At 66.0% G+C, this 18345-nt stretch carries 24 protein-coding genes and 1 tRNA gene; 13 read left to right on the top strand and 12 right to left on the bottom strand.

The genetic code is table 11. The features are described 5' to 3' along the window. Window positions 1-994, bottom strand: a 994-nt coding sequence (locus tag CXY91_RS16655; RefSeq protein ID WP_158673451.1) for a DUF6538 domain-containing protein, incomplete at its 3' end; no start/stop codon positions are given. A 94-nt stretch (window positions 995-1088) separates the two neighbouring features. Continuing rightward, a tRNA-Leu gene (locus CXY91_RS16660) sits at window positions 1089-1175 on the bottom strand. 181 nt (window positions 1176-1356) lie between these two features. Here CXY91_RS16660 and CXY91_RS16665 point away from each other — a divergent pair. Beyond that, entirely contained in the window at window positions 1357-2358 is a 1002-nt protein-coding gene (locus CXY91_RS16665; protein ID WP_100962409.1) for a complex I NDUFA9 subunit family protein, read from the top strand. Between the two features lie 97 nt (window positions 2359-2455). Here CXY91_RS16665 and CXY91_RS16670 read toward each other — a convergent pair whose 3' ends face one another. After that, complete coding sequence (locus CXY91_RS16670; RefSeq protein ID WP_091841442.1) at window positions 2456-3451, bottom strand: 2-hydroxyacid dehydrogenase; 996 nt, start codon at window positions 3449-3451, stop codon at window positions 2456-2458. 241 nt (window positions 3452-3692) lie between these two features. On the opposite strand from CXY91_RS16670, the gene CXY91_RS16675 reads away from it, so the two are divergent. Continuing rightward, window positions 3693-4229 carry an SH3 domain-containing protein gene (locus tag CXY91_RS16675; RefSeq protein WP_100962410.1) on the top strand — a complete coding sequence of 179 codons (537 nt, stop codon included), beginning with the start codon at window positions 3693-3695 and terminating at the stop codon, window positions 4227-4229. A gap of 22 nt (window positions 4230-4251) precedes the next feature. Here CXY91_RS16675 and irrA read toward each other — a convergent pair whose 3' ends face one another. Continuing rightward, window positions 4252-4713 (bottom strand): iron response transcriptional regulator IrrA, encoded by a 462-nt coding sequence (irrA, locus tag CXY91_RS16680; protein WP_199777491.1) that lies wholly within the window; start codon window positions 4711-4713, stop codon window positions 4252-4254. Window positions 4714-4972: 259 nt separating this feature from the next. On the opposite strand from irrA, the gene fabA reads away from it, so the two are divergent. The 6 genes from fabA (at window position 4973) to CXY91_RS16710 (ending at window position 8821) form a co-directional block, all read left to right on the top strand. After that, on the top strand, window positions 4973-5485 hold the full coding sequence (gene fabA, locus CXY91_RS16685) for a 3-hydroxyacyl-[acyl-carrier-protein] dehydratase FabA (protein WP_091841451.1): 513 nt from the start codon (window positions 4973-4975) through the stop codon (window positions 5483-5485). Between the two features lie 185 nt (window positions 5486-5670). Continuing rightward, a complete protein-coding gene (gene fabB, locus CXY91_RS16690; protein WP_091841454.1) occupies window positions 5671-6897 on the top strand; it encodes a beta-ketoacyl-ACP synthase I in 1227 nt (408 codons plus the stop codon). Window positions 6898-6907: 10 nt separating this feature from the next. After that, entirely contained in the window at window positions 6908-7090 is a 183-nt protein-coding gene (locus CXY91_RS16695; protein ID WP_100962411.1) for a DUF3303 domain-containing protein, read from the top strand. Window positions 7091-7207: 117 nt separating this feature from the next. After that, a complete protein-coding gene (locus tag CXY91_RS16700; protein WP_100962412.1) occupies window positions 7208-7618 on the top strand; it encodes a type II toxin-antitoxin system VapC family toxin in 411 nt (136 codons plus the stop codon). Between the two features lie 18 nt (window positions 7619-7636). Continuing rightward, window positions 7637-8470 (top strand): enoyl-ACP reductase FabI, encoded by an 834-nt coding sequence (gene fabI, locus CXY91_RS16705; protein WP_100962413.1) that lies wholly within the window; start codon window positions 7637-7639, stop codon window positions 8468-8470. Between the two features lie 105 nt (window positions 8471-8575). After that, window positions 8576-8821 carry a DUF2188 domain-containing protein gene (locus tag CXY91_RS16710; RefSeq protein WP_091841467.1) on the top strand — a complete coding sequence of 82 codons (246 nt, stop codon included), beginning with the start codon at window positions 8576-8578 and terminating at the stop codon, window positions 8819-8821. An 8-nt stretch (window positions 8822-8829) separates the two neighbouring features. Here CXY91_RS16710 and CXY91_RS16715 read toward each other — a convergent pair whose 3' ends face one another. From CXY91_RS16715 to CXY91_RS16740, 6 genes are all read right to left on the bottom strand, one after another. Further along, a complete protein-coding gene (locus CXY91_RS16715) occupies window positions 8830-9210 on the bottom strand; it encodes a hypothetical protein (protein ID WP_100962414.1) in 381 nt (126 codons plus the stop codon). 56 nt (window positions 9211-9266) lie between these two features. After that, window positions 9267-10460: an O-succinylhomoserine sulfhydrylase gene (gene metZ, locus CXY91_RS16720; protein ID WP_100962415.1), complete on the bottom strand. Its 1194-nt coding sequence runs from the start codon at window positions 10458-10460 to the stop codon at window positions 9267-9269. A 138-nt stretch (window positions 10461-10598) separates the two neighbouring features. Next, entirely contained in the window at window positions 10599-11078 is a 480-nt protein-coding gene (locus tag CXY91_RS16725; protein ID WP_100962416.1) for an SRPBCC family protein, read from the bottom strand. A 107-nt stretch (window positions 11079-11185) separates the two neighbouring features. Next, complete coding sequence (locus CXY91_RS16730) at window positions 11186-11962, bottom strand: ABC transporter ATP-binding protein (protein ID WP_100962417.1); 777 nt, start codon at window positions 11960-11962, stop codon at window positions 11186-11188. Further along, complete coding sequence (locus CXY91_RS16735) at window positions 11938-12690, bottom strand: ABC transporter permease (RefSeq protein WP_100962418.1); 753 nt, start codon at window positions 12688-12690, stop codon at window positions 11938-11940. The genes CXY91_RS16730 and CXY91_RS16735 overlap by 25 nt, the downstream gene beginning before the upstream one ends. 13 nt (window positions 12691-12703) lie before the next feature. Beyond that, complete coding sequence (locus CXY91_RS16740) at window positions 12704-13720, bottom strand: ABC transporter substrate-binding protein (RefSeq protein WP_100962419.1); 1017 nt, start codon at window positions 13718-13720, stop codon at window positions 12704-12706. Between the two features lie 156 nt (window positions 13721-13876). Here CXY91_RS16740 and CXY91_RS16745 point away from each other — a divergent pair, with 156 nt between their 5' ends. The 3 genes from CXY91_RS16745 to CXY91_RS16755 all read left to right on the top strand — a co-directional run bounded on the left by CXY91_RS16745 (window position 13877) and on the right by CXY91_RS16755 (window position 16230). Next, the gene (locus CXY91_RS16745; protein WP_164547550.1) at window positions 13877-14347 is read left to right on the top strand and encodes an Lrp/AsnC family transcriptional regulator; all 471 of its coding nucleotides are present in this window, start codon (window positions 13877-13879) and stop codon (window positions 14345-14347) included. Between the two features lie 103 nt (window positions 14348-14450). Next, a complete protein-coding gene (locus CXY91_RS16750) occupies window positions 14451-15137 on the top strand; it encodes a fumarylacetoacetate hydrolase family protein (RefSeq protein WP_100962420.1) in 687 nt (228 codons plus the stop codon). A 163-nt stretch (window positions 15138-15300) separates the two neighbouring features. Next, window positions 15301-16230 carry a dihydrodipicolinate synthase family protein gene (locus CXY91_RS16755; RefSeq protein ID WP_100962421.1) on the top strand — a complete coding sequence of 310 codons (930 nt, stop codon included), beginning with the start codon at window positions 15301-15303 and terminating at the stop codon, window positions 16228-16230. A gap of 88 nt (window positions 16231-16318) precedes the next feature. Here the strand turns inward: CXY91_RS16755 and CXY91_RS16760 are convergent, their stop codons facing one another. Next, window positions 16319-17029 carry an invasion associated locus B family protein gene (locus CXY91_RS16760; protein ID WP_248307524.1) on the bottom strand — a complete coding sequence of 237 codons (711 nt, stop codon included), beginning with the start codon at window positions 17027-17029 and terminating at the stop codon, window positions 16319-16321. On the opposite strand from CXY91_RS16760, the gene CXY91_RS30600 reads away from it, so the two are divergent. After that, window positions 17022-17225, top strand: a complete 204-nt coding sequence (locus tag CXY91_RS30600; RefSeq protein ID WP_199777505.1) for a hypothetical protein — start codon at window positions 17022-17024, stop codon at window positions 17223-17225. The two genes, CXY91_RS16760 and CXY91_RS30600, sit on opposite strands and share 8 nt — an antisense overlap. 84 nt (window positions 17226-17309) lie before the next feature. Here the strand turns inward: CXY91_RS30600 and aroQ are convergent, their stop codons facing one another. Next, on the bottom strand, window positions 17310-17759 hold the full coding sequence (aroQ, locus tag CXY91_RS16765) for a type II 3-dehydroquinate dehydratase (protein ID WP_100962423.1): 450 nt from the start codon (window positions 17757-17759) through the stop codon (window positions 17310-17312). Window positions 17760-17927: 168 nt separating this feature from the next. Between aroQ and CXY91_RS16770 the strand changes: the two genes are divergently transcribed. Next, window positions 17928-18341, top strand: coding sequence for a hypothetical protein (locus tag CXY91_RS16770; RefSeq protein WP_158673452.1), 414 nt, complete (start codon window positions 17928-17930; stop codon window positions 18339-18341). Window positions 18342-18345: the final 4 nt, after the last annotated feature.

An 18345-nucleotide genomic window follows, 5' to 3' on the forward strand; every position in this document is an offset into this window, starting at 1 on the left:
TCTTGTTGATGGTCGCCGCTGGAATGGTCTTCCGGCGCTCTTTGGCGAAGGCCAACACATCGTCAGACGTCATCAACCTGACGTCCTTCTGGCCCCAGAAGGCGATCAACGCATCGATCGAGAAGCCATAGCGGCGAAACGTCGAGGGCGAGCGCGACAGGGCGTGCTCCTCTTTCCATTTGGAGAAGAGCATTTCCACCGTCAGGACGCCGCGCGGCGCAGCGACAGGAACGGGCGTCGGAGGCGTCGGCGCGTTCCAGGCGGGCAGCCCCGCGCCGAAGGGGTCGGTGAAGTCCAGACTGGTCAGCCGGCGCGTTGCCATCTCCCCGAAGGCGTCCGCAGCCTGATCCATGACCTCGAGCGTTTTGCCGCGGGACGTCTCGTCGACGAGGATCTGCTTGCGGGCGATCTCGCCGTCAACGAGCGGGCCGTAAAGCTGTTCAAGCGCGACCGCGCGCTTGGTGGGATCGGTTTCGTATTTCAGGGCCCAGGCGGCGAGGGCCTTTGGATCGTACATATCGATCGCGGCCAGGAGTTCGGCAGTCTTTTCGTCAGCCGGTCGCACAGGGATGCCGTCGAACGATTCGTCGACGGGCGCCATGCCGAGGTGGTGCGCAACATTGGCGTCGAACTCTGTGGACGTCGCCTCGATGGCATCCAGAAAATTGTCGTCTGTGTCGAGATCGCGCACCGCCTCCCGGTAGACGTCGCCAACGAGCGCGGTCCGCTGGGTGCGCGTCAGCGGCTGAGGCCCTTTCGCGATGGCGTCGAAGTAATTGCCGAGCGCCTGCGCCGCCAAGCGAAAGCGCGTCTTTGCCGTCTCCGGGTCTTTGGTCCTCAGCGACAGAACGACCTTTTCGCCGATCACCACGCTGTGCTGCTCTCCCGCCACGGGGAGGCTGACGCGTAGGCCTTTCGCCTGCGCGCGAAGGGCTTTGGGCACCTTCACATTCAGATAGTAGGAACCCTGCTTGGTAGTGAAGGGTCGAGACATTGCAAGAGCCATGGTGTCAAACCGCGGTGTCAAAGCGGATACCATGTAACTCGTTATCAATGCTTAACTCCTTGACGCCGAAGGCGAAAAAGAGTGGTGCCCAGGAGAGGACTCGAACCTCCACGCCCTTGCGAGCGCCAGCACCTGAAGCTGGTGCGTCTACCAATTCCGCCACCTGGGCAACGGCGGTTCGTTTACGGGGGCCGAACGCGCCTGTCAACCGCCGAAGCCGGCTTTTTGACAATAGTGTATCGGTCGCGCTGCGGGCGGCGTCTCACCGCCTTCACAGCCGCGCTGCTATGCACTAGGACAGGCACAATAGAGCCAGTTTTCAGCGCTTCCAAACGGAGCTTCGCGTCATCATGACGGTCCTGCCTCCCGCTTCGCAACTCGTCACGGTCTTCGGCGGCTCGGGCTTCCTCGGGCGGCATGTCGTGCGGGCGCTGGCGCGGCGCGGCTATCGTGTGCGCGCCGCCGTGCGCCGCCCGGACCTCGCCGGCTTCCTGCAGCCGCTCGGCAGCGTCGGCCAGGTCACCGCGGTCCAGGCCAATCTGCGCTATCCCGATTCGGTCGCGGCCGCCGTCAACGGCGCCGATGCAGTGATCAACCTCGTCGGCATCCTGCGCGAGAAGGGCCGGCAGAACTTCGCCTCGGTACAGGCGCAAGGCGCGCGCGGCGTGGCGCAGGCCTGCGCACATTTCGGCGTCGAGCGCTTGGTCCAGGTCTCCGCGCTCGGAGCCGACGCCGAGTCGACGTCCGTCTATGCCCGCAGCAAGGCCGAAGGCGAGGCTGCGGTCCAGGCCCTGGTCAAGCAGGCGATCGTACTGCGTCCCTCGGTGATGTTCGGGCCGGAGGACACCTTCTTCAACCGCTTCGCCTCGCTGGTGCGCATGCTGCCGGTGCTGCCGCTCGCCGGTGCGCAGACGAAGTTCCAGCCGGTCTTCGTCGGCGACGTGGCCGAAGCGATCGCGCGCGCCATCGACGGCAAGGCCGAGGGTGGCCGGGCCTATGAGCTCGGCGGCCCCGAGGTGAAGACGCTGCGCGAGCTGGTCGACTATGTCTGCGAGGTCACCGGCCGCAAGCGCCTGATCGTGCCGGTGCCCTTCGGCATTGCCCGTCTGCAAAGCCAGATCCTCGAGCTCGCCGACATGCTGACGCTCGGCATCTTGCCGAACGAGCTCATCCTGACGCGCGACCAGGTCAAGTTGCTCGAGAGCGACAATGTCGTCTCCGCGACGGCCGAGAAGGAAGGCCGGACGTTGCAGGGGCTCGGCATCACGCCGGTCTCGGCCGAGGCCGAGGTGCCCGGCTATCTCTGGCGCTTCCGCAAGGCCGGTCAGTTCGCCACCGCCCGCGCCAGCTGAGCCCCGTCAGGGCAGCAGCACCAGCTTGCCGGCCACGCGTTTAGGCACGGCCGATGCGGCTCGGAGCGCCTCACATGACGAGAGGCGCTGCCAGGGCTCAGAGCATGCTGGGCAGGACGCGATCCGGCGGCTTGTGCCCGTCCATGAAGGTCTTGATGTTGACGATGACCTTCTCGCCCATGTCGGCGCGGCCCTCATGTGTGGCCGAGCCCATATGGGGCAAAACCACGACGCGGTGCTGGCGGGCGAGCTTGAGCAGGCGCGGATTGACCGCCGGCTCGTGCTCGAACACGTCGAGCCCGGCGCCGGCGAGCTCGCCGGCTTCCAGCATGCGCGACAGGGCGGATTCGTCGACGATCTCGCCGCGCGCCGTATTCACCAGGATGGCGTCGGGCTTCATCAGCTTGAGCCGGCGGGCCGAGAGCAGGTGATAGGTCGCCGGCGTGTGCGGGCAGTTGACCGAGACGACGTCCATGCGCGCCAGCATCTGGTCGAGCGAATCCCAATAGGTCGCGTCGAGCGCTTCTTCGATGCGCGAATCGAGTCGGCGGCGGTTGTGGTAGTGGATCGACAGGCCGAAGGCAGCGGCGCGCCTGGCCAGCGCCTGGCCGATCCGGCCCATGCCGACGATGCCGAGGCGCTTGCCGGTGATGCGGCGGCCCAGCATCCAGTTCGGCGACCAGCCGGCCCATTCGTCGTCGGTGATGATGCGGGCGCCCTCGGCGATGCGCCGGGCGACGGCGAGGATCAGCGCCATCGTCATGTCGGCAGTGTCGTCGGTCAGCACGCCCGGCGTGTTGGTCACGGTGATGCCACGCTGCACCGCGCTGGCGACGTCGATATTGTCGACGCCGTTGCCGAAATTGGCGATCAGGCGCAATTGCTCGCCGGCCTGGGCGATCAGCCCGGCGTCGATCTTGTCGGTCACGGTCGGGACCAGCACGTCGGCGGTCTTCATCGCCTCGACCAACGCGGCCTGGCTCATCGGCGTGTCGTCGAGATTGAGCCTGGCGTCGAAGAGCTCACGCATGCGCGTCTCGACCACGGCCGGAAGCTTGCGCGTAACCACGACCAGGGGCTTTTTCTTCGTCATGGCGGCTCCTTGATGCCCCTCAGGCTCCGATACTGCCGGCGCTGCGCCCGGCCGGGCGCGACCAGTGGCCGCAGCGTCGCCATTCCGCCTCAACCCCCCATTAACCGAGGCGCATCAGGAATTGAGTCGGGCCGTTTCGACGGTCGGCGGCCGTTTCGTTCTCTAGCAGCGTTGCGGCGGAACACAACCTGACCCTTTGGCGCTAATGCGCCGGAAGCGAGGCAGGCGAGGAGTGGGTGGGATGACGGTTCAGACGATGCGCGCTGCGCTCGGCCTTGCGGTTGCGGCCGGCCTTGCCCTGCTGGCGATGCCGAGCTTGGCTCAGGAGGTCGCCAATGGCCCGGTCTCGGGGTTGCCGCTGCCGCGCTATGTCAGCCTGAAGTCGGACCGCGTCAATCTGCGCGAGGGGCCCTCGAAGGAGCACCGCACCAGCTGGGTGTTCCAGCGCGCCGGCCTGCCGGTCGAGATCACCGCCGAATTCGAGACATGGCGCCGCGTGCGCGATGCCGACGGCACCGAGGGCTGGGTGCTGCACAGCCTGCTCTCGGGACGGCGCACCGTGCTGGTCTCACCCTGGTCGAAGAACAAGGGCGAAACCTTCTCGCTGCGCGAGACGACCAGCGACAGCGCGCCGGTGGTGGCGACGCTCGAGCCCGGCGTCATCGCCAATGTCCAGTCCTGCCAGAATGGCTGGTGCCGCGTCACGGTGAGCAAGATGTCCGGCTATATGAAGCAGGACCGGCTCTGGGGCGTCTATCCCAACGAGACCGTGCAGTAGGTCCGGTCGCGGCGCGGAAGCCTTAGCCGGCGACCTTGCGCAACCTGACGACGACGTCGACCCGGCTGATCTCGTAGCCATCGGGAGGAGGCGGCAATTCGGCGACGTCGACCGCCGAGGCCGGGATGTCGATGACCTTGTCCTCGCCATCGACGACGAAATGGTGATGGTCGCTGTTGTCGGTGTCGAAGAAGGTCTTGGCGCCGTCGATCGCGAGCTCGCGCAGCAGGCCAGCCTGCGTGAATTGATGCAGCGTATTATAGACGGTCGCAAGCGAGACCGGCACGCGCGCCTTCATCGCCTCCTCGTAAAGCATCTCGGCGCTGATGTGCCGGTCGCCCTTGGCGAAGAGCAGCCAGCCGAGCGAGACCCGCTGGCGCGTCGGCCGCAGGCCCACCCGGCGCAGCTTCTGGCGCACATCGTGGAAGGGGCAGCCCTGCCGCGCGTCCGTTCCGTAGCCCTGGTCCTGCGTCAGGCCGTCCATGCCGCGCGTCGTCTCCGTGAAACCCGTCCCCATGATCGGGACGCCATCGTTTAGATTCGATGTAAGGCCTTGGTTGTCCAGCTGCAAGCATCGCGGTGCCGCCGGCCGGCTTTGGCTCGGTGCCTTGGCAGGAAACGGGCTGCGATCTTCCACGGTAGGCCGCCCCGACCCTTTCGTTCCGCAGCGCCACCGTGTTAGGCACGTTGCATCGGGAGTTGGCCACCGGATAGCGGGCGGCCTGAATGGAGTGAAGTCGGATATGGAGCGGCAATCGTCATTCAGCTACGAGGAGATCCTCGCTTGCGGGCGCGGCGAACTCTTCGGGCCGGGCAATGCGCAGCTGCCGCTGCCGCCGATGCTGATGTTCGACCGTATCGCAGAGATCAGCGAGACCGGCGGCCCGCATGGCAAGGGCATGGTGCGCGCCGAGCTCGACGTCCGGCCGGACCTCTGGTTCTTCGACTGCCATTTCAAGGGCGATCCGGTGATGCCGGGCTGCCTCGGCCTCGATGCGCTCTGGCAGCTCACCGGCTTCTTCCTCGGCTGGCTCGGCCTGCCGGGCCGCGGCCGCGCGCTCGGCGTCGGCGAGGTCAAGTTCGCCGACCAGGTTCTGCCCTCGGTCAAGCACGTCGTCTACGGCGTCGATTTCAAGCGCGTCTTCAAGTCCAAGCTCGTCCTCGGCATCGCGGATGGCTGGCTCGAGGCCGACGGGAAGCGCATTTATACGACGACCGATATGCGCGTCGGCCTGTTCAAGCCGGAAGCAGCCTAAGCAAAATGAACCCGAGCGGGATGCGAAAAGTGGGCACCGATTTTCGCTGAAATCCCGCTCGGAATCATAAAGGCGATCGTCGCGCCTTGCCTTCGCTGTCCGCGCGGTCCATTTGCGCGGGTGTCGATCTATCATAGGTCCGGGGTTGGCCTCCCGGCCCGTCACCAAAGAGCCGGAGAAGCAGCATGAGACGCGTTGTGGTCACCGGGATGGGCATCGTCTCGTCCATCGGCAACAATACGCAGGAAGTGCTGGCCTCGCTGCGCGAGGCCAAGTCCGGCATCTCCTATGCCCAGGATTTCGCCGAGCATGGCTTTCGCAGCCGCGTCGCCGGCGCGCCCACGCTCGATCCTGCGACCGTGCTCGACCGCCGCGCCATGCGTTTCCATGGCGGCGGCTCGGCCTGGAACCAGGTTGCGATGGAGCAAGCCATCCGCGACGCCGGGCTGGAAGACAAGGAAATCAGCCATGAGCGCACCGGCATCATCATGGGCTCGGGCGGCCCCTCGACCCGCGCGCTGATCGACGCCTACGACAAGGCGCGCGAGAGCGGCTCGTCCAAGAAGGTCGGTCCCTTCGCCGTGCCCAAGGGCATGTCTTCGACAGCCTCGGCGACGCTGGCGACCTGGTTCAAGATCAAGGGCGTCAACTATTCGATCTCCTCGGCCTGCGCGACCTCGAACCATTGCATCGGCAACGCCTATGAGCTGATCCAGTGGGGCAAGCAGGACGTGATCTTCGCCGGCGGCTGCGAGGAGCTCGACTGGACGCTCTCCGTGCTGTTCGACGGCATGGGCGCGATGTCGTCCGACTTCAACGAGACGCCTGCCGTGGCTTCGCGTGCCTATGATGCCCGCCGCGACGGCTTCGTCATCGCCGGCGGCGCCGGCGTCGTCGTGCTGGAGGAACTCGAGCACGCCAAGGCCCGTGGCGCCCGCATCTATGGCGAGATCGTCGGCTACGGCGCGTCCTCGGATGGCTACGACATGGTCGCTCCGTCCGGCGAGGGCGCGGTGCGCTGCATGCGCATGGCTCTCGACGGCGTGAAGGCCAAGATCGACTACATCAACCCGCACGGCACCTCGACCCCGGTCGGCGACGCCAAGGAGATCGAGGCGATCCGCGAGGTCTTCGGCGCCGGCGAGAAGAGCCCGCCGATCTCGGCGACGAAGTCGCTGACCGGCCATTCGCTGGGCGCCACCGGCGTGCAGGAGGCGATCTATTCGCTGCTGATGCTCAACAACGACTTCATCTGCGAGAGCGCCCATATCGAGGAGCTCGACCCGGCCTTTGCCGACATGCCGATCGTGCGCAAGCGCATCGACAATGCCGGCCTCGGCTGCGTGCTCTCCAACTCCTTCGGCTTCGGCGGCACCAACGCGACGATCGTGATGAAGCGTCTGGAAGCCTAAGGAGCGGGCCATGCTCTTCATGGTGATCGAGCATTTCGACCAGGCGCGCGTGAAGGAGATCTACGCCCGCTTCCATGAGCATGGCCGGATGATGCCGGAAGGCCTGACCTATATCGACAGCTGGATCTCGGCGGATTTTGCCCGGTGTTTCCAGGTGATGCAGTGCGACGACGTCACCAAGCTGCAGGAATGAAGAAGACAAACGGCCGATGATCGAGCGTATCCGGGACATCCAAGAGCGCGTCGCCGCCTATCCGAAGGCAGGTTTGAAGGCCGACAAGGCGTTCTACGATTGGCTGTCGGGCGACGAATGATCTATGTCGACGCCTCGGCGATCGTTGCCATGATCCTGGGTGAGCCGGACGCGGCCGATCTCGCAAGTGCCCTCGATGAGGGCGACTCCGCCATAACCTCGCCCTTTGCGATCGATGAGGCATCGCTCGCGATCGCGCGCGTCAATGCCATTCCTGCGGCTATCGCCAGGGACGAGGTTCATCTCACCCTGAGCCGGATGTCGATTGCCGTCGCACCGATCGATGAGGGGCAGGGTCACGTCGCGGTATCCGTTTTCGACCGTTTCGGCAAAGGGCGTCATCCGGCGGCGCTCAACATGGGCGATTGTTTTGCCTATGCCTGCGCGGCCGTTCATGATGCTCGCATCCTGTTCAAGGGGCAGGATTTCAGCCAAACAGATCTGCCCTCCGCCCGCTCCGGCCCGTAAACACGAATAGTGACCCCCATGCTCCCCCTGATGCACAACAAGCGCGGCCTCGTCATGGGCGTCGCCAACCAGAATTCGATCGCCTGGGGCATCTCCCGGACCCTGCATGCGCATGGCGCCGAAATGGCCTTCACCTATCAGGGCGAGGCGCTCGGCAAGCGCGTCAAGCCGCTGGCCGAGAGCATCGGCTCGAAGCTGGTGATTCCCTGCGATGTCGAGGACGTCACGACGGTCGATGCCGCCTTCGCCGCGCTCGACGAGGCCTGGGGTGGCGACCCCGAGCGCAACACGCTCGATTTCCTGATCCACGCCATCGGCTTCTCCGACAAGAACGAGCTCAAGGGGCTCTATGCCGACACCACCCGCGAGAATTTCTCGCGCACCATGGTGATCTCCTGTTTCTCGTTCACTGAAGCGGCCAAGCGCGCCGCCGAGCGCATGCCGCAGGGCGGCAGCATGATCACGCTGACCTATGGCGGCTCGACCCGCGTGATGCCGAACTACAATGTCATGGGTGTCGCCAAGGCGGCGCTCGAAGCCAGCATGCGCTACCTCGCTGCCGATTACGGACCGAAAGGCATCCGCGTGAATGCGCTCTCGCCCGGGCCGGTGCGCACGCTGGCCGGCGCCGGCATTTCCGACGCGCGCGCCATGTATTCCTGGCAGCGCGCCAACTCGCCCCTGCGCAAATCGGTGACGCTGGACGAGATCGGCGGCTCGGCGCTGTATTATCTCTCGGACCTGTCAGCGGGCGTCACCGGCGACATCCACCATATCGACGCCGGCTATCACATCACCTCGATGCCGGTGCTGGACGGGCTGCGCGCCGCCGATACCGGCAACGGCGACTGAACGTCGAGACACCCTTTCGCCGCGGGCGAGGCAGGGCTATCCTCGCCGTCGGTGGAACCGGGGGCGCACGCCATTGGTTCGATCAGTGAGCCATGGAGGACGCTCATGGTCATGGTGAAGTACGAGATCGTCCAGCACGATGGCGGCTGGGCCTACAAGGTCGGCGACGCTCTTTCGGAAACCTTCCGCTCGCATGACGCCGCGCTGAAGGCGGCGAACAAGGCCGCTGCCCGCCAGAAGAGGCCCGGTGTCACTGACGGCATCGTCTACCAGGATGCCAAGGGCGAATGGCACGAAGAACTGGCCGACGGCCGCGACCGGCCGACCACGCAGATCGTCGATGGAGGTTGAGGCGTTGCCTATCGCTGTGTGAAGAAGGTCAGGAGCACCTTGCCCTTCTCGCCGACCAGGCAGAGGAAGCGGCGCGGCTTGTCGGATTTGTCGGTCTTCAGATAGGCCTCGCCCATGATGATGCGCTTGATCGGCGTATCCTCGACCTTGGTCTCGGACACCGCGATCGTCAGCCCATCCTCGTCGATATAGATGTCCTTGATCTCGGGCTCGCGCGCCGTCAGTGCCGCCATCGCGGTCGCCTTGCAGGCGACGAGCTCCGGCGAGGACGGCTTTTCGACAGGCCCTGGCGAGGCCGGCGCAGCGTTCTGAGCGAACGCCGGCGCGGCGAGCAGGGCGAGAAGCGCGGTCGTGCAGGCGGTCTTCGTGCAGGCGGGCTTGCGGATCATGGTTGAACCTCGGTTGTTGCCGAAGGTCCAACGCGCGGCCGCGACACTGGTTCGAATCAGCCGTCGAGCGCCTGCTTGAGATCGGCGATGAGGTCGTCTGCATGTTCCAGCCCGATCGAAAGGCGGACCAGACCGTCGCCGACGCCCATGCTGGCGCGCACCTCCGCCGTGAAACGCTGATGCGTCGTCGTCGCCGGATGGACGATCAGGCTCTTGGCGTCGCCGAGATTGTTGGAGATGCGGATCAGCCTGAGCCGGTTGAGAAAGCGGTAGGCCGCGTCCTTGCCGCCCGCGACCTCGAAGGCGATCAGCGTCGAGGGGCCGGTCATCTGCCTGGCGATGATGTCGGCCTGGGGATGGTCGGGATCGCCGATGAAGGCGACATGCGGCAGGTCCTTGCGGCCCTTGAGCCAGGTCGCGACCGCAGTCGCGTTCTGTGCCTGCTGGCGAATTCGCAGGGGCAGCGTCTCCAGCGATTTCAGCATCACCCAACCGTTGAAGGGCGACATGGCCGGGCCGGTCTGGCGCAGATAGGTCTGAATATCGGCCTCGATCAGCGCCTTCGAGCCGAGGATAAGGCCGCCGAGGCAGCGGCCCTGGCCGTCGATGTGCTTGGTGGCGGAATAGACGACGAGATCGGCACCGAGTTCGAGCGGGCGCTGGAATAGTGGCGTTGCAAAGACATTGTCAACCACGAGGATGACGCCGGCCTCCTTGGCGATCGCGGCGACGGCGGCGATGTCGATCACCTCCAGCGTCGGATTGGCCGGGCTCTCCAGGAAGAGCAGCTTGGTGTTCGGCCTGATCGCAGCGCGCCAGGCGGCAATGTCGGTGCCGTCGACCAGCGTCGATTCGACACCATAGCGCGGCAGGTGGTCCTCGATGACGTAGCGACAGGAGCCGAACAGCGCGCGTGCCGCGACGACGTGGTCACCGGCCCGCACCGGGGCCATCACCGCCGCGGTGACGGCCGCCATGCCGGTCGCGGTGGCGCGGCAGGCCTCGGCGCCCTCGAAGGCAGCCATACGCTGTTCCAGCATGGCGACGGTCGGGTTGGAGAGGCGCCCGTACTGGAAGCCGGGGTCGGTGTTCAGGAAGCGGCCCTCGGCCTGCTCGGCGCTGTCATAGACATGGCCCTGCGTCAGGAACAGGGCTTCCGAGGTCTCGCCGTATTGCGAGCGCAGCGTGCCGGCGTGGACGAGCAGGGTTTCGGGATGCAGTGCGGCTGTGCCTGTCGCGTCGTTCGCCATGATATCTCGTCCGGCTCGTTCGATATAACGGACGAAGGGAATATCACCGTCGCCCGCGTTCGTAAAGGCGAACGAACTTTCTGCGTAGGGAGCGCCAAAGCGCGAGTTCGGCGCCCCTCTATCCCATGGCGGATGCGCTCAGGCGGCGAGGATGCGCTCGCTCTCGGTCATCGCCTCGCCGACATTGGGGCGGCCCTTGCCGGTCATGATCAGGTCGCGCAGGCTGCCTTCGACATACATGCGCCAGCCCTGCGAGCAGGCCTCGAAGCATTCATAGCTCGGCACCAGCCCGCGATGGGTGAAGGTGACTTCGGTGACGCCGTCCTTGTCGCTGATGTCGAAGACGATGTCCGTGCCCTTCCACTCGGTCTCGTCCCGGGTGAAGCTGAAATAGTTGTCGAGCACGTGCCAGACGATTCTCTTGCCGGGCGCCGCCTCCGTGACCGCGATCCTGCAGCGATGCAGGTCCTGGTAGCGGTAGGCGAAGATGTCGCCGACATGCTCGGTGCCGCCGCTGATTTCCTGCGACCACCAGCCGTGCACATTGGCGATGGCGGCGAAGACGGTGTCCGGTGACTGGGCGACGGTGAAGCTGAGGCTGTAATCGCGGTTGGTCATGACGTTCTCCTCTCGTCTGGTGCGATGGGAGAACCGTAGCCGGATGCCTCGGGCGGTTGTGAGTAACAAGTCCGGCGTGAATTCGCGCGAGCGCGGCGTCCGGCAGTTCAGATCGCAGCCCCGTCACTCACGATATCCGCGCCGAGATCGACGCGCACCGCCCGCACGATCTGCGCTTCCGCTTCCGCCCCGCGCCGGCGCGGATGGGCGGCCACGATCTTGTGCTCGGCAATGATCTGGCCGGGCGCGCCGGAGAGCACTACGACCCGGTCGGCGAGATAGGCGGCTTCGTCGATGTCGTGGGTGACGAACAGCACCGTCTTGCCGGTGCGGCGGCGGACCTCGATCAGCTCGTCCTGCAGGGTCTCGCGCGTCAGCGCGTCGAGTGCCGAGAAGGGTTCGTCCATCAGCAGGATCTCGGGTTCGACCGCGAGCGCGCGCGCCAGCGAGACGCGCTGGCGCTGGCCGCCGGAGAGCTGATGCGGCCAGCGCTGGGCGAGATGGCCGAGGCCGACGAGGTCGAGCGTCTGCTGCGCCTTGGCGAGACGTTCTGCCCGGGGCGCCTGGCCTTCCAAGCCGAAGCCGACATTGGCGATCACCTTACGCCAGGGCAGCAGCCGCGAATCCTGGAAGACCAGCGCCACCGGCCGGCGGGTATTGTCCTTTGCATTGATCACGACCTCGCCGCCGCTTGGCTTGGCCAAGCCGGCGATGACGCGCAGCAGCGTCGACTTGCCGACGCCGGAGGGGCCGACGATGGCGAGGAACTCGCCTGGGGCCACAGAGAGGTTGAGCTTGCGCAGCACCTGCGTCGCCTCGCCGTCGCGGGTGAAGGTGAGCGACAGCTCCTTGATGTCGATCACGCTTTCCAACGCAGCACCCATCCCTGGAAGGCGACGAACAATGTGTCGAGCAGGCCGTAAAGCGCTGCCATGGTCAGCATGTAGATCACCACGATATCGGTCGCGAGCAGGCTGGAGGCCTGCATCATGCGCTGGCCGACGCCGGCGACGCCGAAGATCTCCGCGGCGACCACCGCCATCCAGGCCTGGCCGAGCGCGGTGCGCACGCCGATCAGGATGCCGGGCAATGCCGCCGGCAGCAGGATCTTGCTGAGGCGCTGAAGCGGCGAGCGGAAGCCGAAAGCGTCGGCGACCTCGATCAGGTCGCGGTCGACGCCGCGGATCGCGCCCTGCGCCGCGAAGAAGACGATCCAGAACACGCCGATCGCGATGATGAATACCGCCGCCTGCGGGTTGACGCCGAACCAGATGATCGCGAACGGCACCCAGGCAAGGCCGGGGATCGGCCGCAGCACGCGAACCACCCAGGCGGTGGTCTCCTCGGCGATCTTGGACATGCCGGTGAGCACGCCGAGCGCGATGCCAAGCCCTGCGCCGGTGAACAGGCCGATGAAGTAGTGGCCGAGCGAGCCCATGATCGCCGAGAGCCAGGCGCCGGACTTGACCTCGCGCAGGAAGGCGCTCGGCAGCGCGCTCGGGCCCGGCAGGAAGGCCGGATTGACGATGCCGAAATAAGGGATCGCCTCCCAGAGCAGCAGGAAGGCGACGAGGCCCGTCAGGGCAAGGGCCGGAGCCCGCAGTGAACGCAAATCGATAGCCCCGTCAGCCCTTGATGGCGCGCTCGTAATACTGCGTCTCGAACAGGCCGTCGAACGGAAGTTCCTTCTCGAGCGAGCCGAGCTTGACCTGATAGGCCTGCATCGCGCGGGCGGGCTCGATGATCTTGCGCGGGTCGATCTCGAAGCGGGTCGCCGGCGAGACCAGTGCCTTCTCGATCAAAGCGGGGTCGACGATGCCCTTGCCGAGCGCGGCGCCGACATGGGGCGCGGCCTTGGCCGGGGTCTTGATCAGGATGTCGGCCGCCTTGACCAGGCCGGAGACCAGCCCCTGCACGGCGGCGCCGTTCTTGGCGGCGAAGGCGCCGGAGACGGCGACGACCGTGCCGGGCTGGCCGGGGAACACGTCTTCGCCGCCGGCGATCAGCTTGATGCCGGGATTGCGGGTCTGGACGATGGTCAGGGCCGGCTCGCGCACGATCGCGCCCTCGACGGCGCCGGCGAGCACGGCCTGCTGGGTCGCGTCGATGCCCATCGGCACGATCTCGACATCGCCCTTGTCGGCCTTGGCGACCTCCCAGAGCCAGTATTGCAGCACGGTGTTGGGCACCGAGCCGGCGGGCTGGGTGGCGAGGCGTGCCGGCTTGCCGGTCGTGGCCTTGTGCGCCTTGAAGGCGGCGGCTGCACTCGTGCCGGTCGTGAAGAACTTCGCCAGGGCCGGGGCGGCGACGAAGACGTTCTCGCCGGTCGCAGTCGAGGCGACGACGCGGATATCGACGCCGCGCGAGCGGGCGACGGCGAGCGGGGCGACACCAGCGACGTAGAAATCGATCGTGCCCGAGGCGAGCGCCTGGATCATGTTCGGGCCGGATTCGAATACGGTGAACGTCGGCGTGATGCCGGCCTGCTTCAGCCAGCCCTCGCCATTGGCGACGAAGATCGGGGCGGTGCCGATGATCGGGATATAGCCGATGCGGGCCGGGATCGCCTCCTGGGCGCGAGCGCCAAACGGCAGCGCGGCAGCGAGCGACGAGCCGGCGAGCAGGAACTGGCGGCGGTCCATGATCGGAATTCCCTGAACGGTGCGTGTTTTCGAGCCTATTGACGTCTGATAAAAGGATTTTCTATCTAAAGACAAGCTTAGCTCTTCAAAAAGAAGAAAATTCTCCGTTGCCTCGATCAGGCAAAGGGTTTTTTCTACATCGCCATGGATCGAGAGATGGACGCCATTGATCGCAAGATTCTGACCGTGTTGCAGGCAGACTCCAATATCTCGATCGCGGAGCTCGCCGATCGGGTCGGGCTGTCGCAGACCCCGTGCTGGAAGCGCATCCAGCGCCTCGAACAGACCGGGGTGATCATCAAGCGCGTGGCGCTGGTCGCGCCCGAAAAGATCGGGCTCGGGCTCACCGTCTTCGTCCAGATCGAGACGGCCGACCATTCCGGCCCCTGGCTCGAGAAGTTTGCTCAGAGCGTCGCTGCGATGCCGGAGGTGATCGAGTTCTACAGGATGGCCGGCGACGTCGATTACATGCTGCGCGTCGTCGTCGCCGACATGGCCGCTTACGACACCTTCTACAAGAAGCTGATCGAGACGATCCCGCTCAAGAACGTCACTTCGCGTTTCGCCATGGAGCGGATCAAGGCGACGACGGCCTACAAGGTGCCGGACCTGCCGAAGGCGTCGTAGGCGTCATTGCGGGGAGCGCAGGCCCGCCATCGCATGCCCGGCACTTGCCCCGGCGGGCGCGCTCCCGCATGAACGCTGCGGATTTCTCGAACGGGGCGTGCCCATGTCCAGCTATGTCATCGATCAGCCGAAGGTCGCCGTCATCCCGGTGGCCGGCGGCGGGCTCTTCCCGGTGCGCCGCATCTTCTGCGTCGGCCGCAACTACGCCGAGCACACCCGCGAGATGGGCGGCGATCCCGATCGCGAGGAGCCGTTCTTCTTCACCAAGCCGTCCGATGCCGTGCTGACCGGCGGCGCCGACATGCCCTACCCGCCCAAGACCGCCGACCTGCACCATGAGATGGAGCTCGTCGTCGCGATCGGTAAGGGCGGCAAGGACATCGCCGAAGCCGATGCGCTCTCCCATGTCTACGGCTATGCCGCCGGCTTCGACATGACCCGCCGCGACCTGCAGGGCGCGGCCAAGAAGGCCGGCAAGCCCTGGGACATGGGCAAGGGCTTCGATTTCTCGGCGCCGATCGGCGAGCTCGTCCCGGCGGCCAAGGCCGGTCACCCCAACAAGGGGCTGATCGAGCTCAAGGTCAACGGCACGGTGCGCCAGAGCTCCGATCTCGCCAAGATGATCTGGAACGTGCCGGAGACGATCTCGTATCTGTCCGGCTTCGTCACGCTGGCGCCGGGTGACCTGATCATGACCGGAACGCCCGAAGGCGTCGCGGCCGTCGTCAAGGGCGATCTGCTCGAAGGCGTCATCGCCGGCGTCGGCACCGTCCGGACGCGGATTGTTTGAATACCAGAGGAGACAGGTCGTCCCGGCCGAAGCGGCGAAGCCGCGCAGAGCCGGGACCCATGCCTGAACCTCACCCATCAAGGTTCCGGAATGGGTCCCGGGTCTCCCTTCGCTCGCCCGGGACGACCGCTTCTTGAATGTCTTTAATAGCTAGGATCGAGCCATGCCTCTGACCCCCGAAGCCTCCGGTGTCTTCCCGATCGCGCCGACGCCGTTCAATCCGGACGGCAGCGTCGACTGGACCTCGGCCGACCGGCTGTTCGAGTTCTATCACGGCATCGGCTCGGATGGCGTCACCGTGCTCGGCATCATGGGCGAGGCGCCCAAGCTCGAGCCGGAGGAATCGATCGGGCTGGTCAAGCGCGCCGTCGCCAAGATGGGGGCTAAGCCGATCATCGTCGGCGTCTCCGCTCCAGGCTTCGCTGCGATGCGCTCCCTAGCGCGGCAGGTCATGGATCTCGGCGCCGGCGGCGTGATGATCGCTCCGCCAACCAATCTGCGGACCGACGACCAGATCACCGGCTATTACGCGCAGGCGGTCGAGGCGATCGGCACCGACATCCCCTTCGTCATTCAGGACTATCCGCTGACGCTATCGGTCGTGATGACGCCGGCGGTGATCCGCAAGATCATCCAGGACAACCCGTCCTGCGTGATGCTGAAGCATGAAGACTGGCCGGGCCTCGAGAAGATTTCGACCCTGCGCAAGTTCGAGGCCGACGGCTCGCTGCGCCGCGTCGCGATCCTCACCGGCAATGGCGGGCTCTTCCTCGATTTCGAGATGGAGCGCGGCGCCGACGGCGCCAATACCGGTTACGCCTTCCCGGAACTGCTGATCGACGTCGTCAAGGCCAGCAAGGCCGGCCGCCGCGACGAGGCCCATGACATCTTCGACGCGCATCTGCCGCTGCTGCGCTATGAGCAGCAGCAGGGCGTCGGCCTCGCCGTGCGCAAATATGTGATGATGAAGCGCGGCATCCTCAGCCATGACGCGCAGCGCAAGCCGGGGCCCGGCCTGACCGCCGCCGCCAAGGCCGAGGTCGACTACCTGCTCGGACGGCTGGCGAAACAAGATCCGCGCGCGAAGCTCTGAGCCCTCGGTCTCAAGCGGAGCGAGGCGCTGACCCGAGACTCTCCCGCGGGGAGATGCTCGGGTTCGTGCCAGAACATGCCGCCTTCGATCAGTTCGCCAGCTGCACCAGCCTGTCGAGCGCCGGGCCGAAGCCGTTCAGCGCGATGTTGAACGAGACCACGTCGTTGCTGGACAGGTTGAGCGCCGCCGCGGTCAGCGTCTTGCCGCCCTTGATCGCGTCGGTCGCCACGGTCGGGAAGGAAATCGGCAGCAGGCAGCCGGCCGGGACGCAGGTCGAGAAGCGCAGGCCCTGGCCGAGATCCTTCTCGTCGAGCTTGAGCACGGCGCCGTTTTTGAGCTTGACCCCGAATGGCATCAGGATCGTGCCTTCGGCGCGGCCATCCTTCGGGGCGCGCAATTCGATCGCGAAGACACGCTGGTTGGTGCGGCTGTCGCCCTGCGATTGCGACAGCAGGCAGAGCTTCTGGCCGTCATTGATGCGGCAATCGACGGTCCAGTCGCCATAGACCTCGTTGACGGCCGAGGCGCCGTTCGGCAGTCGCGCCGTCGCAGCGGCTGGCTGGCTCACGCTCGGCGTCGCCGGAGCCTGCGCGGTCGCGGGACGGGCGGGCGGATTCGCCGTCGCCGGACGCGCCGCAGGGGCAGGACGTGCCGCGGGAGCCGGGCGGGCGGCTCGCGCGCGCGGCGCCGGCTCGGCCTCTTCGGTCGCCGGCGGCTCTGTCTGCGCGAGGGCGGAGATTGCCGGCAGGCTGATCCAGCCGGCAAGCACGGCGATACCAAGAAGATTTGCTTTGGTCACGTCAGTGTTCTCGTTGCAGCAGCCGGTCGGCGCCGCCGAGGTGCGATTAGAGCATTCGCCTGACATGTGCAAGTTGTCGTGGCAGGGCAACTGGGTTGTTGCTCTGGCCTTGTTTTTATTTACTTCAAAAAAAGGTTTGCATGCCGCATCGATTACGCTGGTGACGCCAGATATCGTTCGATCCGATCGGCCATGATCACCCGCTTGATGTGACCAACCTGGGTCTTGGCGCCGGCCGGTGCGGCCGGCGCCGTAACGATGAGCGAGAGCCGCAGTCGGCTCAGCCCGTCTTCTCGTCCGCGAGCTTCGCCACCCTGCGCAGCGACAGCAGATAGCCCTGCGTGCCGAAGCCGGCGATGACACCGTCGGCGCGCAGCGACATGTAGGAATGGTGCCGGAAGCTCTCGCGCTTGTGCACGTTCGAGATATGGCACTCGATCACCGTGCCATCGAAGGTGTTGAGCGCGTCGAGGATCGCGACCGAGGTATGGGTGAAGGCGCCGGGATTGATGACGATGCCGGTCGCCTGCTCGCGCGCCGCGTGGATCCAGTCGATGATCTCGTATTCGCGGTTCGACTGGTGGAAGCGGATCTCGAGGTCGAGTTCCTTGCCCAGCGCCCGGCAGGCATCCTCGACATCGGCGAGGGTCTCGGAACCGTAGATGTGAGGCTGGCGCTTGCCGAGCAGGTTCAGGTTCGGGCCGTTGAGAACGTAGACGAGACGGGGCATGGGTACTCCGGAAGCGATGCGGGTGGGATGTTGCTTTTATCCGGACCGGACGCAACATGATGTGCCTTGCCGTGGCGTCATGCCGGTGTTGCCGAGGGGGAGGTGATGGACTTGTGGCGCAGTCTTGCTTTGGGTTTGTCCTTCGCTGCTCAGTTCGGCGCGGGCGCCTTGGCGCAACAATCGGTTCCCGCCGAGATCGCCAAGGTCCGCGACGAAATCCGGGAGACCTGCGGCGGGCGCGCGACGTTCAAGTCGGGCTTCCAGCGAACGGCCGATTTCAACGGCGACGGCCAGCCCGACTATCTGCTCGACTATAGCGAGTCCGAGTGCGTCGGCGGGATGTCGACCAATCCATTCTGCGGCTCGGCGGGCTGCACGCTCGATATCCTGATGTCGAGCGGGGGCGGCTACCGCCAGGCCTATGGCAGCAATGTCCAGGGCTGGTCGCTCGCTCAAGCCGGCGGCAAGTCCGTGCTGGTGCTGTCCCTGCACGGCAGCGCCTGCGGCCGCTCCGGCCACATTGGCTGCCAGCGCCGGCTCGTCTGGAATCGAGACAAGTTCGTCGCCGCCGGCCGGCGTTGACTCT

This window comes from Allobosea sp. FBZP-16 (assembly GCF_002831785.1).
GTDB classification, from domain to species: Bacteria; Pseudomonadota; Alphaproteobacteria; order Rhizobiales; family Beijerinckiaceae; genus Allobosea; species Allobosea lupini.

Excerpts from the sequence above, each read along its gene's own strand:
- CXY91_RS16665 (WP_100962409.1), top strand. The coding sequence starts at position 1,357 with ATGACGGTCCTGCCTCCCGCTTCGCAACTCGTCACGGTCTTCGGCGGC.
- CXY91_RS16670 (WP_091841442.1), bottom strand. The coding sequence starts at position 3,451 with ATGACGAAGAAAAAGCCCCTGGTCGTGGTTACGCGCAAGCTTCCGGCC.
- CXY91_RS16675 (WP_100962410.1), top strand. The coding sequence starts at position 3,693 with ATGACGGTTCAGACGATGCGCGCTGCGCTCGGCCTTGCGGTTGCGGCC.
- irrA (WP_199777491.1), bottom strand. The coding sequence starts at position 4,713 with ATGGACGGCCTGACGCAGGACCAGGGCTACGGAACGGACGCGCGGCAG.
- fabA (WP_091841451.1), top strand. The coding sequence starts at position 4,973 with ATGGAGCGGCAATCGTCATTCAGCTACGAGGAGATCCTCGCTTGCGGG.
- fabB (WP_091841454.1), top strand. The coding sequence starts at position 5,671 with ATGAGACGCGTTGTGGTCACCGGGATGGGCATCGTCTCGTCCATCGGC.
- CXY91_RS16695 (WP_100962411.1), top strand. The coding sequence starts at position 6,908 with ATGCTCTTCATGGTGATCGAGCATTTCGACCAGGCGCGCGTGAAGGAG.
- CXY91_RS16700 (WP_100962412.1), top strand. The coding sequence starts at position 7,208 with ATGATCTATGTCGACGCCTCGGCGATCGTTGCCATGATCCTGGGTGAG.
- fabI (WP_100962413.1), top strand. The coding sequence starts at position 7,637 with ATGCTCCCCCTGATGCACAACAAGCGCGGCCTCGTCATGGGCGTCGCC.
- CXY91_RS16710 (WP_091841467.1), top strand. The coding sequence starts at position 8,576 with ATGGTCATGGTGAAGTACGAGATCGTCCAGCACGATGGCGGCTGGGCC.
- CXY91_RS16715 (WP_100962414.1), bottom strand. The coding sequence starts at position 9,210 with ATGATCCGCAAGCCCGCCTGCACGAAGACCGCCTGCACGACCGCGCTT.
- metZ (WP_100962415.1), bottom strand. The coding sequence starts at position 10,460 with ATGGCGAACGACGCGACAGGCACAGCCGCACTGCATCCCGAAACCCTG.
- CXY91_RS16725 (WP_100962416.1), bottom strand. The coding sequence starts at position 11,078 with ATGACCAACCGCGATTACAGCCTCAGCTTCACCGTCGCCCAGTCACCG.
- CXY91_RS16730 (WP_100962417.1), bottom strand. The coding sequence starts at position 11,962 with ATGGGTGCTGCGTTGGAAAGCGTGATCGACATCAAGGAGCTGTCGCTC.
- CXY91_RS16740 (WP_100962419.1), bottom strand. The coding sequence starts at position 13,720 with ATGGACCGCCGCCAGTTCCTGCTCGCCGGCTCGTCGCTCGCTGCCGCG.
- CXY91_RS16745 (WP_164547550.1), top strand. The coding sequence starts at position 13,877 with ATGGACGCCATTGATCGCAAGATTCTGACCGTGTTGCAGGCAGACTCC.
- CXY91_RS16750 (WP_100962420.1), top strand. The coding sequence starts at position 14,451 with ATGTCCAGCTATGTCATCGATCAGCCGAAGGTCGCCGTCATCCCGGTG.
- CXY91_RS16755 (WP_100962421.1), top strand. The coding sequence starts at position 15,301 with ATGCCTCTGACCCCCGAAGCCTCCGGTGTCTTCCCGATCGCGCCGACG.
- aroQ (WP_100962423.1), bottom strand. The coding sequence starts at position 17,759 with ATGCCCCGTCTCGTCTACGTTCTCAACGGCCCGAACCTGAACCTGCTC.